Source organism: Pseudomonas sp. PS01297 (assembly GCF_029959305.1).
In the GTDB taxonomy this organism is placed as follows: domain Bacteria; phylum Pseudomonadota; class Gammaproteobacteria; order Pseudomonadales; family Pseudomonadaceae; genus Aquipseudomonas; species Aquipseudomonas helleri.
Genome location: NZ_JASCPQ010000079.1, coordinates 1 through 16,264, shown reverse-complemented (window position 1 = coordinate 16,264; position 16,264 = coordinate 1). Strand labels below are relative to the sequence as shown.

Genomic DNA, 16,264 nt, shown 5'->3' with positions numbered 1-16,264 from the left:
ATGGGTGTCACACCGCCTGCTCCAAGGTGTTGATTCGCGCTTGATACACCTCACCCATCGCCCGAATGGCCGGCTCTTTGGCCTCAAGCAACGCCACGCGGCTGACCCGCAAAAACTTCAGGTTGCCGATGGCCTGGGCACGCTCCAGCCAGACCAGAGCACCCTCTACATCACCGCGCTCGGCCAGCACGGCGGCGTGGCTGAATTGCCCGCGAAAATCACCGGCATGGGCGGAGCGTTCATACCATTGGCGCGCGGCCTGCGGGTCTGCCGGGCAATAACGACCGTCTTCAAGGTAGCGCCCCAGCAAGTTCATCGACTTGGCGTGACCCAAATGCGCGGCTTCGCGGTACAGCGCAAACGCTGCGTATTGGTTTTGCACCACACCGCGCCCGGTCGCCAGCAAGTTGGCGTAGTTGTACAGCCCCCAATCAAGCCCACCCTGAGCTGCCAGGCGGTAATGGCTGGCGGCCGCGCGCTCATCCAGCTCGCACCCCCAACCATGCTCAAGGCAGCGCCCGAGCATGTTGCGCGCCATCAAGTGCCCGCTGTTGGCGGCAATGGCGAACCAGCGAAAGGCCAGCGGCACATCGCGCTCAATGCCCTGCCCTTCCAGCAGGATCTGGCCGAGCAGCGCTTGCCCTTCAAGGATGCCTTGCTTGGCAGCCATCAAAATGGCTTGTGCGGCACGGGCCGGGTTCTCGGCGAGCATGCTTTGCAGTTGCTCGCCGCTGAGCAGTTCTTCGCGGCGTAATTGAAAGCTCATGGCTTACACCTCAACCCAGCGGCGCAACAGGTTGTGGTAGGTGCCGGTGAGTTGAATCAGTGACGGGTGATCGGGTACATCGCGGCTCAATTGCTGAATGGCGTTGTCCATCTCGAACAGCAAGGTGCGCTGGCTGTCTTCACGGACCAGGCTTTGGGTCCAGAAAAACGAGGCAAAACGGGCGCCACGGGTCACCGCGTTGACCTTGTGCAAGCTGGTGCCGGGGTACAGCACCATATCCCCCGCCGGGAACTTGACCTGCTGTACACCGTAGGTGTCCTGGATCACCAGCTCCCCGCCGTCGTAGTCCTGCGGGTCACTGAAAAACAGGGTGGCCGACAAGTCCGTGCGCACCCGCTCCGGGCTGCCCTTGGGCTGGCGCACCGCATTGTCGATATGAAAGTCGAAGCTGCCGCCACCGGTGTAGCAGTTGATCAGCGGCGGGAACACTTTGTGCGGCAAAGCCGCCGACATGAACAAAGGGTTTTGCCACAAGCGTTCGATCATCGCCGCGCCGATTTCCTTGGCCAGCGGGTGACCTTCGGGCAATTGCAGGTTGTGCTTGGCTTTGGCGGACTGATACCCGGCGGTGATTTTGCCGTCGGCCCACTCTGTGGCCATCAGCGCCTCACGGATGCGCTGGACTTCTTCACGGGAGAACAAGCCGGGAATGTGCAGCAGCATGGCGCGATACCTGAACAAGAGAAGGGCGCCAATGGTATTGATTCTTATTGCTCGTGTAAAACTTTGTTAAAAATCGGGAGACGAATAGCCTTGCAAAACCCGTAACGGCAAATTGTAAAGAATGTAAATTTAGCGCGAATAGTAATCCCTCTCAATTGTTAGGAGGAATTGTTTGCACTATATTCCGCCCTCAAATTCCGGGGGGAGGGATCTTCACATGTCGCGCCAACGTATAAAAATACCTGCCAATTCACCGCGTTTACTGGCTTCGGCCATCGGTGTAGCGCTCACGGCAACCTCTGCTAACCAGATGGCCCAGGCCGCTGAAAGCACCGAAAAGCCAGTGCAGGGCAACAGTATTTCTTTGGGTGCAACCACCGTGACCGGTGAGCAGACCCAGCAGTCGTACCAGACAGAAAAAGCCAGCTCCCAGAAGTACACCGCGCCGCTGGTCGACACGCCGCGCTCGGTCACCGTCATCCCGCAGCAAGTGCTGCAAGACACCGCCGCCACCTCGCTGCAAGACGCCCTGCGCACCGTACCGGGTGTGACATTCGGCGCAGGCGAAGGCGGCAACCCGCAAGGCGACCGTCCTTTTATTCGTGGTTTTGACGCCCAGGGCGATACCTACCTGGATGGCGTGCGTGACGCAGGCGGGCAAACCCGCGAAATTTTCGATATCGAATCCATCGAAGTCAGCAAAGGCCCGAACTCGTCGTTCGGTGGCCGCGGCTCGGCGGGCGGTAGCTTGAACCTGGTGAGCAAGACCCCAAAACTGGGCGACTTCCTCAACGGTGGCTTCACCTACGGCTCGGACCAGACCCGCCGCTACACCGTCGACATCAACCGTCAGTTCCTCGACACCGCCGCGTTCCGTCTGAACCTGATGAGCCACGAGCAAAACGTCGCAGGCCGTGATTCGGTCAACTACGACCGCTGGGGCATCGCCCCCTCGCTGACCTTCGGCCTGGGCACCGACACCCGTCTGAACCTCAGCTACTACCACCTCAAAAGCGACGACCTGCCAGATTCGGGCATTCCTTACGGCTACGGCAGCGCGTCTAAAACCGCCACGCACGTACACGACAAACCGGACGACGGCGGCAACAGCAACAACTTCTACGGCCTCAAAGACCGCGACTTCCGCAAGACCCGTGTCGATATCAGCACCATCACGTTCGAACACGACTTCAACGATTCGATGACCGTGAAGAACACCTTCCGTCACGGCAACACCGGCCAGGACTACATCCTGACCCAGCCGGACGACAGCCAGCACAACGTTAACCAGTACGGTACCGTTTGGCGCCGCGCCAACACCCGTGTGTCGACCACCCAGACCACCACCAACCAGACTGACCTGTACGGTAACTTCAACCTGGCGGGCTTCAAGAACACCTACTCCACCGGTGTTGAGTTCACTCGCGAAGAAACCCGCGCCAGCGGCTACACCGTGACGCCGAACAGCAACCCTAATTGCACCCCGGACAAAGTCGGCAACAGCGGCGGCCAGTGCACCTCGCTGTCCAACCCGAACCCGAGTGACGAGTGGACCGGCACCGAAGCGCGCAACTACTACGGCACCAACACCGTGGGCGTGACCAAAGCCGCCTACGTGTTTGACACCATCGAACTCGACCCGCAATGGCTGCTCAACGCCGGCCTGCGTTACGACCAGTTTGATACCACCGCGAACACCAACGCCGCGACGGGCCGTACCAAAGCCAAAAACGACAGCAACTTCTTCAACTGGCAGACCGGTCTGGTCTGGAAACCACTGGATAACGGCAGCGTTTACCTGTCCTACGCCACATCGGCCACACCGCCAGGCGGCATCGTCGGTGAAGGCGTCGAAGGTAATGGCCTGATTGCTCCGGGCAGCATCATCACCAGCGACCTCAAGCCTGAAGAAACCGTTAACTACGAACTGGGCACCAAGTGGGATGTGTTCCAGGACCGTCTGTCCCTGACCGCTGCGGTGTTCCGTACCGAGAAGAAAAACACCCGTGTCCTGACCGACTCGTACACCTATGAAAACGCCGGTAAATCCCGTGTTGACGGTATCGAACTGTCGGCCAGCGGCAAAATCACGGACAAGTGGCAAGTGTTTGCAGGCTACAGCTACCTGAAAAGCGAGCTGGTTGATCCGGGCATGAAAGCCAACCGTAACGGCAGTGTGAACACGGCTGCAGTGTCGGACAAAGGCAATGAAATGCCGAACACGCCGAAAAACAGCTTCAGCCTGTGGACCACCTATGAAGTCATGCCGAAGCTGACCATTGGCGGCGGTGCGTTCTATGTCGACGCGGTCTATGGCGACACGGCGAACACCGTTTATGTGCCGTCCTACACTCGCTACGATGCGATGGCCAGCTACAAGCTGACCAAAAACATCGACCTGCAACTGAACGTGCAAAACCTGACGGACAAAACGTACTACGACAAAGCGTATGCGGCACACTTCGCCAATCAGGCGGCAGGTCGTACAGCCTTGTTGACTACCAGCTTCCACTTCTAAGCGCGCAAGCCACTGTGGGCAAGCCCACAGCGATAACCAGTGCCCCGACCCAACCATGGCCGGGGCATTTGCGTGTAAACAACGCGGTCACGGCATAATGCGCGGTGACGCAATTCATTGAGCGAGCAAGGCGGCCGTCGTGTTTAAGAAAACCCTGTTCCAGCTGCACTGGTTTTTTGGAATAACCGCAGGGCTGGTCCTGGCCCTGATGGGCATCACAGGCGCGACCGTGTCGTTTCAGGACGAGATACTGGACTGGCTCAATCCGACCGTGCTCAAGGTCCAGAAGCTTGACGGCGGCGTGCTGCCGCCTGCCGAACTGGTGCGTAAAGTCGAGGCCAACGAAGGCAAACAAGTGGCCATGATTTGGGGCGGCATCGACACCGACAGCGCCTCGCGTATCTTTTTCACCCCGCCGCCGGGCGAACGCCGTGGCCAATTGCGCTATGTCGACCCGTACACCGGCGACTACCAGGGCGACGTCTCGGGCCTGGGCTTTTTCAACCTGATGCTGCAACTGCACCGTTTTCTGGCCATCGGTGATACCGGCCGCCAGATCACCGGGGCCTGCACCTTGATGCTGCTGTTTTTCTGCCTGTCGGGCCTGTACCTGCGCTGGCCGCGCAAGGCATTGAACTGGCGCGCCTGGCTGACCCTGGACTGGGCGAAAAAAGGCCGCAGTTTCAATTGGGACCTGCACGCGGTGGCCGGCACCTGGTGCTTGATTTTTTACCTGTTGGCCGCCCTGACCGGCTTGTCCTGGTCCTACGAGTGGTACAACAAAGGCCTGCAAAAACTCTTCTCCGACAGCCCCCACAGCGAACAACGCAAAGGCGGGCGCGGCGGGCCGCCGAGTGCCGGTGGCGCACCGCTGGTGGCAGACTATGAGGCGATGTGGGCCAGTATCCAGAAAGCCGCCGGGCCTGACCTGAGCCAGTTCAACATCCGCATGCCCCCAGCTGGCGGCATGCCCGCGACGGTCTATTACCTGTTGAAAACCTCGCCCCATGAGCGAGCCCTCAACCAGATCACCCTCGACCCGGCTACCGGCGTGGTGAAACGCGTCGATCGCTATGACGAAAAAAGCTACAAGGCGCAATTGCTGACCAGCATCTACGCCCTGCACACCGGCAGCTACTGGGGCATCACCGGGCGTGTACTGGTCACCGTTGCGTCCCTGACCATGCCGCTGTTCTTTATTACCGGCTGGTTGCTGTACCTGGACCGTCGGCGCAAAAAGCGTCAGGTCAAACAGGCGCGTCAGGGCTTTAGCGACACCCAGAGCGATGCGCCGTCCTGGCTGATCGGCTTTGCCAGCCAAAGCGGTTTTGCCGAACAACTGGCCTGGCAGACTGCCGGGCAATTGCAGGCGGCAGGCTTGCCGGTGCGCGTCCAGCCATTGGCCGCCGTCAGCGAAGAAGACTTACAGCAGGCCAGCAATGCCTTGTTTGTGGTCAGCACTTTTGGCGATGGCGAAGCCCCGGACAGCGCGCGCGGCTTTGAACGCAAAATCCTCGGCCAACCGCTGGGCCTCAGCGCCCTCAAGTACTCGGTGCTGGCCTTGGGTGATCGCCAGTACCCGCACTTCTGCGGCTTTGCCACCCGTATCCAGCAATGGCTGGCAGAGCGTGGCGCGCAGTCGCTGTTCAGCCCGGTGCAGGTCGACAGTGGCGACCCCGAAGCCCTGTACCACTGGCAAGTGCACCTCAGCCAACTCACAGGCGCTGTGCCCGGCGCCAACTGGCAAGCGCCGAGCTACAACAACTGGACCCTTGAGCAACGGCAACTGCTTAACCCTGACAGCAGCGGTTCCGGGGTTTACCTGCTGGGCCTCAGCGCGCCTGACGCCAGCTTCACCTGGCAAGCAGGTGACCTGGTTGAGGTGATGCCAAGGCAATCGACCTGGGCGGTTGAACACCTGCTCGATGGGTTGGGCTTGTCGGCAAACACACCGGTACACCTGGATGGCCTGCAAGAAACCCTCGCTCAAGCGTTGGCCAGCCGCCAATTGCCAGAGAATCGCGGGCACTTGGTCGGCCTCCACGCCCAGGCGCTGGTCGACGCCCTGATCCCGTTGAACATGCGCGAATACTCGATTGCCTCCATCCCCCAGGACGGCGTGCTGCAACTGATCGTGCGCCAGGAGCGCCACCCCGATGGCAGCCTGGGCCTGGGCTCAGGTTGGCTGACCGAACATGCACCACTGGGCGCTGCAATCAGCCTGCGGCTGCGGCGCAACAGCGGCTTCCACCTGCCTGCCGAACCTTGCCCGTTGATCCTGCTGGGCAACGGCACCGGGCTTGCCGGGCTGCGCAGTTTGCTCAAGGCCCGAATCGCCCAAGGCCAGCAGCCAAACTGGTTGTTGTTTGGCGAGCGCAATGCGGCGCACGACTTCTACTGCCGCGACGAACTGCAAGGTTGGTTGGCCAGTGGCGAGCTGGCCCGACTGGACCTGGCCTTCTCACGGGACCAGGCGCACAAGGTGTATGTGCAAGACCGACTGCGCGAGGCCGCCGATGAACTGCGTCGCTGGCTGGCGGACGGTGCGGCGATTTACATCTGCGGCAGCCTGAACGGCATGGCAGCGGGCGTGGATCAAACGCTGACCGACCTGCTCGGGGCTGATGCGGTGCAACAGCTGATCGAGCAAGGGCGTTATCGCCGGGATGTTTATTGATCAAAAATACCGCCCTGATGAAAGTCAGGGCGGTGTTTATGAGCCGAAATCTTTTTATTTATTGCCTGATATTTTTTGAAGAAAAACACTGCGGCCTGGAACAATCGTTAGTATTCCTACACGCTTGGGTACAACTGTAGCCAGGGTGCTGTTTATTATTGGCGTCAATCAAGATGCAGGTATCAGAAGTTCCTCCTTCAACTCGGCCATTGGCATTGTTATCAACACCGATAAACAGACACAACGCCGAGCCGCCGCCAATCGGTAACATGTCACACCTCACCCCGCCCAGCAGTGCTGGGCCGCCATCGCACAGCGCGGCGCCATACGCGGGGGCTACAGTGCCAAGCAGAATAAATAACGCGCTGGCTATGTAGTTGCTGACAGATCTTTTTATATTGCCTCTGTTCATAATTAATTCCTTTTGCTAATGCAATCTCGAAAATTCATATTTACAAGATTAGGCAAAGAATCAGTCAATTATGTGCTTGAAGAAAATAAAAGAACTTTCTTACAGCCAGCGCTGTGATATCCACGCTTAGTGGGCGGCAGTGAAGTTTTAAACAATTACGCTGAACTTGGCACATCAACTTTTCACAGGGAAGTGAAACATGCTGCCACGCCTCACCCATGAGCAACGCCAGTTCGCCCGGCGTTTACGCGTCGAGCAAACCGACTGCGAGTTACGCCTTTGGCAAAAAATACGCGCCAGACAACTGCTGAATCTAAAATTCCGCCGCCAGCATCCCTGCCCGCCCTATGTACTGGACTTCTATTGTGTTGAGTTAAAGCTGGCCATTGAACTCGATGGCGGCCAGCATTTTGATGCGCCGTTGTTGGCCTACGACCGGCGTAGAACCGGTTACCTGCAAGGTCTGGGGATCACCGTGTTGAGGTTTGATAACCGGCAGGTGCTTGAACAAATGAATGAGGTATTGGAAGAGGTGTATCGCGTGGCCGGGCGAATGTTAAAAGCGCCCTCACCCCAGCCCTCTCCCTCCGGGAGAGGGAGCTGACCGAGTCGTTTTCGACATCAGCGCCAAACCAGCAGACCGCAGCAAATCAACAGCAACCCCAATCTGTTCCTTCTCCCTCCGGGAGAGGGAGCTGACCGAGTCGTTTTCGATATCAGCGCCAAACCAGCAGACCGCAGCAAATCATCAGCAACCCCCAATCGGTTCCTTCTCCCTCCGGGAGAGGGAGCTGACCGAGTCGTTTTCGACATCAGCGCCAAACCAGCAGACCGCAGTAAATCATCAGCAACCCCCAATCAGTTCCTTCTCCCTCCGGGAGAGGGCTAGGGTGAGGGGCTTTTGCTCTCACGATTATTCGGGATGTTTCGCACAGCTTTGCCAATTGCTGCGTTTGCAGTACGGCGCCTATAGTCATCGCTCGCCCAAAAGGCGACCGGGTTTGGCGATCTGGCAAATATTTCAATGCAATGCGTAATTGCTATCCATGGCTGAGCGTGTATTTTGCTCGCAATGCTTTATGGCAGCTGTGCGTGGGAGATCTTCGGATCTGCCGGTTTTTGCTTGGGGTTACCGGTTCGCCAACCCGCGTACAGCGGCCACCTGTTTTTGTTTGGCGACGAACGTGCAAGATGCCGACGCCATCGACCTCAAACAGCTCGCCACCACCGCCATGATCCTGCTGCGCGATGGCTGCGATCTGCTCAATGTCCTGGGCTGGCGTTTACAACCGAAATAAGCGAGATGGCTGGCCCTCACCCCAAGCCACTCCCAGAGGGAAAGGGGCCTGACCGAGTCGTTTTTCGACATCAGCGCCAAAGCCAGCAGACCGCAGCCAATCAACAGCAACCCCCAATCGGCTCCCTCTCCTTCGGGAGAGGGCTGGGGTGAGGGGCTGGCGTCACGCCTTGGCCGTTTCCAGCGCCATGTCCACCGGTTCCGGGCGTTTGATCAGGGCGTAGACCACTGCGGTCACCAGGCTACCGGCCACGATCGCCAGCAAGTACAGCAACGCGTGGTTGATGGCATTCGGGATCAACAGCACGAACAACCCGCCGTGCGGCGCCATCAGTTTGCAGCCGAAGTACATCGACAACGCCCCCGTCAGCGCACCGCCCACAACGCTGGCCGGGATCACCCGCAGCGGGTCTTTGGCCGCAAACGGGATCGCGCCTTCCGAGATAAAGCACAACCCCAGCACCATCGCCGCCTTGCCCGCTTCGCGTTCGGTCTGGGCGAATTTGCGGCGTGCAATCAGGGTCGCGATGCCCAAACCAATCGGCGGCACCATGCCCGCTGCCATGGTCGCCGCCATCGGTGCATAACTTTGCGAGGCCAGCAAACCGACCGAAAACGCATACGCCGCCTTGTTGATCGGCCCACCCAGGTCCACACACATCATGCCGCCCAGCAACACGCCCAACAGGATCGCGTTGGTGGTGCCCATGCTGTCGAGGAAATGCGTCAAGCCTTCGAGCATGCCGGCCACCGGCTTGCCGACCACGTAGATCATCACCAGGCCGGTGAACAGGCTGGCAAACAACGGGATGATCAAAATCGGCTTCAGCGCTTCAAGGCTTTGCGGCAACCGCGCATAACGGCTGATCGCCTTGGCGCAGTAACCGGCAATAAAACCGGCAATGATCCCGCCAATAAAACCAGCCCCCAAGGTGCTCGCCAACAAGCCGCCAATCATCCCCGGCGCCAGGCCTGGACGGTCGGCAATCGAGTAGGCGATGTAACCCGCCAGCAACGGCACCATCAATTTAAAGGCCGCATCCCCGCCGATTTGCATCAGCGCCGCAGCCAGGGTGCCCGGTTCTTTATAAGCGGTAATGCCAAACACAAAGGACAACGCGATCAGCAAGCCGCCCGCCACCACCATCGGCAGCATGAACGACACACCAGTGAGCAGGTGCTTATAGACGCCGGTTTTCTCTTGCTTGGCCGGTGCCGCACCGCCCGTTGCCGCGCTCTCTTGCCGACCTTCGGCCAGGGCTTTTTTCAGCGTGGCTTCAGCCTGTTTAAGCGCAATACCGGTGCCGCAGCGGTAGATTTTCTTGCCCGCAAAACGCTCAGTCGGGACTTCAATATCAGCCGCCAACAGCACCACGTCCGCGTCGCTGATGGCCTGGGCACTCAACGGGTTGCGGGCGCCAACCGAGCCTTGGGTCTCGACCTGCAAGTCGTAGCCCAAGCGCTTGGCCGCCTGTTGCAAGGCTTCTGCCGCCATAAAGGTGTGCGCCACGCCCGTCGGGCAGGCAGTCACGGCAACAATTTTAGGCGCGTGGGCCTGCTCGGTAACCTCAGCCTCAACGCTGGGGGCGGTGTACACCTGAGCTTCGTTGACGCCACGCAGCAACACGGCTTCAACATCTTGCAGGGCCTGGGCCGGGCTGCTCTGGAAAACCCGCTTGCCAATAAAACGCTGCATGTCCAACGGCGTGCTGCTGACCACCAGCACCCACTCCGCTTCGTCGATGGTCGCTTTGGACAACTGACGTTCCGGGTGCTTGGGGTCATGCACTTCTACGCTGGTGCTCCAGCCCTGACGCTGCGCGGCGGCATCGAGCAAGCGGGCACACAGCACGCTGGTCACCATACCGTTGGGGCAACCCGTCACAATGGCTAATTTCATGTGTATCCCTCTTATTCTTGTGCCAGGGCGCGAACGTTGACGCCGCTTTCGAGCGTCACTAACTGCAGCGCATCGCTGATTCCAAAACCGATCTGGGTGACCGCCATTGCCGCAATCGCGGTTGCGCTGCGCAGGGTCTGTTCCGGGCTGTGGCCGCTGATCAGGCCGTGCACCATGCCCGCCAGCAGAGAATCGCCTGCCCCGACCGTACTTGCCACGCGCACTTTGGGCGGCAGCGCCTGCAAGGGTTGAGTCCCGCGGCTGAACCAGTTCACGCCGTCCGCCCCGTGAGAAATCACCACATGGGAAATCCCCAGGGTCTGTAACTCGGTGGCAGCCGCGACTTGCGATGCCACGCTGCTGACCGGGTGGCCCAGCGCTTCACTGAGTTCTTCGGCATTCGGTTTGACCAGCCACGGGCCTGCACGCAAGCCTTCTTTCAAGGCTTCACCGCTGGTGTCCAGAATCACTTTGCAGCCCAAGGCTTTGAGGCGCAGCACCAATTCGCGCAACCACTGCGCGCTGACGCCACGTGGCAAGCTGCCCGCCACTACCACCGCATCATGGCTGGCGGCAATGTGGTCGAGTTTGTCGAGCAAGGCGTGTTGCGCCAGATCGTTCACGTGCGGGCCGGGGCCATTGATGTCCGTGACGCGGCCATCGTCTTCGGCAAGTTTGATGTTGCTGCGGGTTTCGCCTGGCACGCGGATAAACGCGTCAGCAAAACCACGGCGCGCAAACAACGCGTTGAAGGCTTGTTGATTGTCTTCGCCCAGAAACCCGCTGACGGTCAGCGAGTGGCCAAGGTCGGCCAGCACTTGCGCCACGTTGAGGCCCTTGCCCGCCGCATGGCTGAGCAAGGCCTGGCTACGATTAACTTCGCCGGGCTCCAGGTGCGACACGCGCACGGTCAAGTCCAGCGCCGGGTTAAGGGTGATGGTGAGAATTCTGGCCATTACAGGGCCTCTACCAATGCGCGGACTTCGTCCGGGCTGCCGACGCTCAGGGCCTGTTCGGCCAGTGTTTTAAGACGTTCCATGTTCAACTCACGTACTCGTGCTTTAACTTCAGGGATACTGCGGGCCGAGACGCTGAGTTCATCCACACCCATGCCCACCAGCACGGGCACCGCCAATGGGTCGGCCGCCAATTCACCGCACACACCCACCCATTTGCCGTGGGCATGGGCGGCGCGAACGGTGATGTCGATCAGTTGCAGCACTGCCGGGTGCAAGCCGTCGGCCTGTGCCGACAAGGTCGGGTGACCACGGTCGATGGCCAGGGTGTATTGCGTCAGATCGTTGGTGCCGACACTGAAAAAGTCGACTTCCTTGGCCAGCACCGGCGCCAGCAAGGCGGCAGAAGGCACCTCGACCATGATCCCCAACTGCAAGTCAGCCACCGGGATTTCCAGACGCAGACGCTCAGTCATGTCCCGGGCCGCACGCCATTCAGCCACGCTGCCAACCATCGGGAACATGATGCGCAGCGGGCGGTTGTCAGCCGAGCGCAACAGCGCGCGCAGTTGGCTTTCCATGATCTGCGGGCGCTGCAAGGTCAGACGAATGCCGCGCACCCCCAAAAATGGGTTTTCTTCTTTTTCGATGGGCCAGTATGGCAGGGGTTTGTCGCCACCCACGTCCAACGTGCGCACCACCAAAGGTCGCCCATGCAGGTCGTCCAGCACACGGCGGTACTCGGCTTCCTGGGTCGCTTCATCCGGCGCCTGCGGGTGGGCCATAAAAATAAGCTCGGTGCGCAACAAGCCAATGCCTTCAGCGCCCTGCTCAACCGCGGCGGCCACGCCTTTGCTCTCACCGATGTTGGCGAATACTTCAACGGCGTGCCCGTCCAGGGTGACGGCGGGTTGATGGCGCAACTCCGAGGCGGCCAGCAAGCGTTGTTCACGGCTGTCACGCTCATCGAGGGCGCGTTGCAGGGCATCCGCATCGGGGGCCACGTGCAAGCGGCCACGCTGGCCGTCGATCAACAATTGCGTGCCCGGTGCCAGCAACAACACGGCGTCACCGGCCCCCACCAGAGCAGGTATGCCCAAGGCGCGCGCAACGATGGCGCTGTGTGCGGTCGCCCCGCCGCGTGCGGTCAAAATGCCCGCCACCCGCGCCGGGTCCAGGCGCGCTACGTCCGAAGGCCCGACTTCGTCCATCACCAGCACGTAGGGTTGATCGGGTTCAGCCAGGGTTTCGACGCCACACAACTGCGCCAGCACGCGGCGACCAATATCGCGCAAGTCTGCCGCACGCTCGGCCAGCAGCGCGTCCTGCAAGGACTCCTGCTGACGGGCCGCCGCTTCGATCACCGCCATCCAGGCGGCTTCAGCGCTTTCGCCCTGCTTGAGCCGCGAGCCGACTTCATCAGTCAGTTCCGGGTCGTCGAGCATTTCCTGGTGGGTGATGAAAATCTCGCGAATAGCCTTGGACTGGCTGCGCTGGATCAGCGTTTCGATGTCTTGGCGCACTGCACCGATAGCACCGTGCAGACGCTCACGCTCAACGGCGGACGACTCACCGCGCAGCGGGTAATCGAAGGTTTGCAGCACCTGAATATGCGCCGGGCCGATGGCAATGCCCGGCGATGCCGCCACGGCATGGATCACGCTGCCGGCAGCCGGGGCCAACACCACTTCAGCAATCTCGGCCAACGCTGGCGCGTGTTCGGTTTGCGGTGCCAGTGGCTCGACTTCTTCGCCAAGGCCTTCTTCAACCGCCGCCAAAATGGCCGGCAAGGCGTCATTAGCGATGGTCGGTTCTGCGATAAATTCCAGCACCTGGCCACGACGTGCGCCGAGGCTGAGCAGTTTGCTCAAGCTCTTGGCTGACACGGCGCTGCCCTCTTGGCCATCGAGGATGCGCACACGAATATCGCCCTCAAAGCCCTTGGCCAATTGCGCGAGCACTTTGGCAGGGCGCGCATGCAAACCGTGGGCATTGGCCAGGGTGATGCGTGCACTCGGCCAATCGGCTGGCAACTCGCCGCCCAGGGCTTCAAGCACCGCACGGCGACTGGTGGCGCGGCCCAACTCTTGGCCACGCCCTTCAATCAATAAGGCGCACAGGCGTTCAAGCAGGGCCTGGTGCGCCTCGCCCAAACTGGCCAGGCAGAACAGCCCGCTGAGTGGCTGGCCAAGGTAACGAATGGGTTTGTCAGGGGTCACAAACGCCAGCCCCGGGCGTTTGACCGTTTGTTCGCTGTGCAGCCACCACAGGCCATCGCCCAGCGGCAGCGCTTCTGCTTGTTGCAGGACGGCGGCAAAGCCGTTGCTCACGCAATCGGCCTGGCGCAGTAAACGCGCACCGCGCCAAACCAGTTCTTCAAAGTCGTCGGCAGACACGCCAAGACCGATCATCTGAGCGTCCAGCGCCAGCTCTTGCGGGGCGCCCTGGAGCAATTTGAGCAGCGCCTCTGGTGTGCTGGCGCGGCGCAGGGCTTCACCCAGATCGGTTTCACCCAGCGCCCGGGTCAGCAGTTGCAAGAGGCGCAGGTGTTCATCGGACTTGGCCGCAATCCCGATCGCCAAGTAAACAATCTGCCCGTCGCCCCAGTCCACACCCTGTGGAAACTGCAATAAACGCACGCCGGTGGTGTGCACCAGGTCGCGGGTTTCAGGGGTGCCATGGGGGATCGCAATACCTTGCCCCAAAAAGGTTGAGCCTTGAGCCTCACGCGCCTGCAAGCCATTCAGATAACCTTCGGCCACCAAACCATCGGCGACCAGTTTATCGGCGAGTAAGTGCAGCGCCGCAGACTTGTCCACAGCCGTTTGGCCCATGGAAATCTGCTCTATGGTGAGCTCGAGCATGCGTTCTCCTTTTCCGACGCTCAATGGCGCACGGTATTGTTTTGAATTATGTCAGCTTAGGTCGCTCTCCCCGGAGTGTGTCAGCAGATGTGTGGCAAGCACCCTGCTGTCGTAGGAAAACACCTTAAATCACGTAGGCTGAATCGTTTAATCAAGAAAGAACGGCACGTTACTGCATAATCGCTCGCGCTTGAAGCCCAACCTGTCGGTTTGATCGATGTCAACCGAGCGATGTTGCAAAAAAATACAGTGACCACAAGGCAGACGATGATCGACTGCCGTAATCGGTTAGGATTGACCACAATGTCGACACGTACTACAAAAAATAAGGAATTTTCGGCGTGAAGCTCAGTGATATTGCACACCTGGCAGGGGTTTCGGTGACTACCGCCAGCTATGTCATCAATGGCAAGGCCGAGCAGCAGCGCATCAGCAGCAGCACGGTCGAGCGCGTACGCGCAGTCGTCGAGGCGCATGGGTTTACTCCCAACCCGCAAGCCGCAGGCCTGCGTAGCCGACACACGCGCACACTGGGTTTTATTCTCCCGGACCTCGAAAACCCGAGTTATGCACGCATCGCCAAGCAACTGGAGCAAGGCGCCCGTGCGCGTGGCTATCAATTGCTGATCGCCAGCTCCGATGACGCCCCCGACAGCGAGCGGCAGTTGCTCAAGCTGTTCCGTGCCCGCCGTTGCGACGCCTTGTTTGTGGCCAGTTGCCTGCCACCGGAAGATGACAGCTACCGCCAACTGCAAGACCTCGGCATGCCGATCATTGCGATTGACCGGACCCTCGACCCGGCGCGCTTCTGCTCCGTGATCAGCGATGACTGCGAAGCCAGCCTGCAACTGACCCGCAGCCTGCTCAAACCCCTGCCGCAGCAAATCGCCCTGATCGGCGCACGCCCCGAACTGAGCATCAGCCAGGCGCGGGCGGCGGGCTTCAAACAGGCACTGGAAGGCTTTGAAGGTGAAATCCTGATCGAGCACGGCGCAGCCTTCAGCCGCGACTGTGGCCGCCGTATCATCGACGAGTTGCTGGAGCGTTTGGGGCATTTTCCTGAAGCGCTGGTTACAACCTCCTACGTGCTGCTGCAAGGCATGTTCGATGCGTTGCTGGAGCACCCTGATCAAACGCCGCCGCTGCGCCTGGCCACGTTTGGTGATACGCAGTTGCTGGACTTCCTGCCGTTGCCGGTCAATGCCATGGGCCAACAGCACCCGCTGATCGCTGAAAAAGCCCTGGAACTGGCCTTGGCAGCCATTGAAGATCGGCGCTACGAGCCGGGTATTCGGGCCATTGCGCGTACCTTTAAACAGCGCATTCAGTAGGTTGACTGCATGCACCTGATCGACACCCACACCCACCTCGATTTCCCGGATTTTGACCCCGACCGCACGTCTTTACTGGCGCGCAGCCGGGCGCTGGGGGTCAGGCAAATGGTCGTGTTGGGGGTGTATCAGGACAATTGGCAGCGCCTGTGGGACTGGGTCCAAACCGACCCTCAGCTCTACGCCGCCTTTGGCTTGCATCCGGTGTACCTGGAACAGCACCGGCCCGAGCATGTGCGCGAACTTGGGCAATGGCTGGAGCGTCTGGCCGGGCACCCGCAGTTGTGCGCGGTCGGTGAGATCGGCCTCGACTACTTTTTGCCGGAGCTGGATCGCGACGCACAGCAGGCGTTATTTGAAGCGCAGTTAACACTGGCGGCAGACGCCTCACTCCCGGCCTTGCTGCACGTACGCCGCAGCCATGCGCCGGTGATTGCGACCTTGAAGCGTTTTCGGCTTAAGCGCGGCGGGATCATTCATGCGTTTGCCGGCAGCCGGGAAGAAGCCCGCGAATACATCAAGCTGGGGTTCAAATTGGGCTTGGGTGGCGCCGCGACCTGGCCGCAGGCTTTGCGCCTGCGCAAAGTCATCGCCGACTTGCCGCTGGAATCCATCGTGCTGGAAACCGATTCACCGGACATGGCGCCTGTCATGTACCCCAACCAACGTAATAGCCCGGAGCACTTGCCGGCTATTTGCGAGGCGCTGGCGGGAGTCATGGGGATCAGTGCCGAGGTGTTGGCCGAGGCCAGCACGGCGAATGCGTGTGACGTGTTTGGCTGGGAAGCTAACTAAAACTCTGTAGGAGCGAGCTTGCCTCGCGATCTTTTAAACCAGCAAAAGATCGCGAGGCAAGCTC

General features: G+C 60.2%; 12 protein-coding genes. 6 read left to right on the top strand and 6 right to left on the bottom strand.

What is annotated here, in order from left to right; genetic code table 11:
• Window positions 1-7: 7 nt before the first annotated feature.
• Together QMX84_RS20080 and QMX84_RS20075 are read right to left on the bottom strand one after the other, a co-directional pair.
• On the bottom strand, window positions 8-766 hold the full coding sequence (locus QMX84_RS20080; RefSeq protein WP_282364624.1) for a tetratricopeptide repeat protein: 759 nt from the start codon (window positions 764-766) through the stop codon (window positions 8-10).
• Between the two features lie 3 nt (window positions 767-769).
• Window positions 770-1,450 (bottom strand): Fe2+-dependent dioxygenase, encoded by a 681-nt coding sequence (locus tag QMX84_RS20075; protein WP_262126637.1) that lies wholly within the window; start codon window positions 1,448-1,450, stop codon window positions 770-772.
• Window positions 1,451-1,667: 217 nt separating this feature from the next.
• On the opposite strand from QMX84_RS20075, the gene QMX84_RS20070 reads away from it, so the two are divergent.
• The gene (locus QMX84_RS20070) at window positions 1,668-3,968 is read left to right on the top strand and encodes a TonB-dependent siderophore receptor (RefSeq protein ID WP_262126638.1); all 2,301 of its coding nucleotides are present in this window, start codon (window positions 1,668-1,670) and stop codon (window positions 3,966-3,968) included.
• Window positions 3,969-4,107: 139 nt separating this feature from the next.
• On the top strand, window positions 4,108-6,645 hold the full coding sequence (locus QMX84_RS20065) for a sulfite reductase flavoprotein subunit alpha (RefSeq protein ID WP_282364623.1): 2,538 nt from the start codon (window positions 4,108-4,110) through the stop codon (window positions 6,643-6,645).
• A gap of 58 nt (window positions 6,646-6,703) precedes the next feature.
• On the opposite strand, the gene QMX84_RS20060 is transcribed toward QMX84_RS20065, so the two are convergent.
• Window positions 6,704-7,057, bottom strand: a complete 354-nt coding sequence (locus tag QMX84_RS20060; RefSeq protein ID WP_282364622.1) for a hypothetical protein — start codon at window positions 7,055-7,057, stop codon at window positions 6,704-6,706.
• A gap of 199 nt (window positions 7,058-7,256) precedes the next feature.
• Here QMX84_RS20060 and QMX84_RS20055 point away from each other — a divergent pair, with 199 nt between their 5' ends.
• Both QMX84_RS20055 and QMX84_RS20050 read left to right on the top strand, forming a co-directional pair.
• Window positions 7,257-7,661: an endonuclease domain-containing protein gene (locus QMX84_RS20055; RefSeq protein WP_282364621.1), complete on the top strand. Its 405-nt coding sequence runs from the start codon at window positions 7,257-7,259 to the stop codon at window positions 7,659-7,661.
• Window positions 7,662-8,136: 475 nt separating this feature from the next.
• Window positions 8,137-8,355 carry a hypothetical protein gene (locus QMX84_RS20050; RefSeq protein ID WP_282364620.1) on the top strand — a complete coding sequence of 73 codons (219 nt, stop codon included), beginning with the start codon at window positions 8,137-8,139 and terminating at the stop codon, window positions 8,353-8,355.
• 162 nt (window positions 8,356-8,517) lie between these two features.
• On the opposite strand, the gene QMX84_RS20045 is transcribed toward QMX84_RS20050, so the two are convergent.
• The 3 genes from QMX84_RS20045 to ptsP are packed head-to-tail and all read right to left on the bottom strand — an operon-like array spanning window position 8,518 to window position 14,074.
• Window positions 8,518-10,254 carry a PTS fructose-like transporter subunit IIB gene (locus QMX84_RS20045; RefSeq protein ID WP_153336931.1) on the bottom strand — a complete coding sequence of 579 codons (1,737 nt, stop codon included), beginning with the start codon at window positions 10,252-10,254 and terminating at the stop codon, window positions 8,518-8,520.
• A gap of 11 nt (window positions 10,255-10,265) precedes the next feature.
• Window positions 10,266-11,210, bottom strand: a complete 945-nt coding sequence (gene pfkB / locus QMX84_RS20040; protein ID WP_282364619.1) for a 1-phosphofructokinase — start codon at window positions 11,208-11,210, stop codon at window positions 10,266-10,268.
• Complete coding sequence (ptsP, locus tag QMX84_RS20035) at window positions 11,210-14,074, bottom strand: phosphoenolpyruvate--protein phosphotransferase (protein WP_262126643.1); 2,865 nt, start codon at window positions 14,072-14,074, stop codon at window positions 11,210-11,212. The genes pfkB and ptsP overlap by 1 nt, the downstream gene beginning before the upstream one ends.
• A gap of 341 nt (window positions 14,075-14,415) precedes the next feature.
• Between ptsP and cra the strand changes: the two genes are divergently transcribed.
• Both cra and QMX84_RS20025 read left to right on the top strand, forming a co-directional pair.
• Window positions 14,416-15,405: a catabolite repressor/activator gene (cra, locus tag QMX84_RS20030; RefSeq protein WP_282364618.1), complete on the top strand. Its 990-nt coding sequence runs from the start codon at window positions 14,416-14,418 to the stop codon at window positions 15,403-15,405.
• Window positions 15,406-15,414: 9 nt separating this feature from the next.
• Window positions 15,415-16,200 (top strand): TatD family hydrolase, encoded by a 786-nt coding sequence (locus QMX84_RS20025; protein ID WP_282364617.1) that lies wholly within the window; start codon window positions 15,415-15,417, stop codon window positions 16,198-16,200.
• The last annotated feature ends 64 nt before the right edge of the window (window positions 16,201-16,264 follow it).